This is a genomic window from Paraburkholderia sp. SIMBA_053 (assembly GCF_046534895.1).
In the GTDB taxonomy this organism is placed as follows: domain Bacteria; phylum Pseudomonadota; class Gammaproteobacteria; order Burkholderiales; family Burkholderiaceae; genus Paraburkholderia; species Paraburkholderia caledonica.
This window is the reverse complement of record NZ_JAWRXU010000502.1, coordinates 1-280: the sequence shown is the minus strand read 5'-3', so window position 1 is coordinate 280 and position 280 is coordinate 1. Positions and strand designations below refer to the sequence as shown.

At 63.2% G+C, this 280-nt stretch carries 1 protein-coding gene; it reads left to right on the top strand.

What is annotated here, in order from left to right; all coding sequences use genetic code 11:
- Window positions 1-280, top strand: a 280-nt coding sequence (locus SB753_RS36620) for a glutathione S-transferase C-terminal domain-containing protein (protein WP_410805017.1), incomplete at both ends; no start/stop codon positions are given.

Genomic DNA, 280 nt, shown 5'->3' with positions numbered 1-280 from the left:
AGCGTCTGAAGGCGCTGAGCCTGATCGGCTTCGCACTCGCCGCCTGCGAAAAGACGATGCAAAACGTCTACGAGCTGAACCTGCGTCCCGCCGAGCGCCAGCATCAACCGTGGATCGACCGCGTCCAGACGCAGCTGTTCGCCGCATATGACCATCTGGAAACAGCCATCGCGGGCCGCGAAGGAAACGGCTGGCTGCTGGGCGACCGTCTGATGCAGCCGGACATCACGCTGGCCGTCACGTGGCGATTCCAGCAGTTCATGCTGCCCGATCTCGTCGA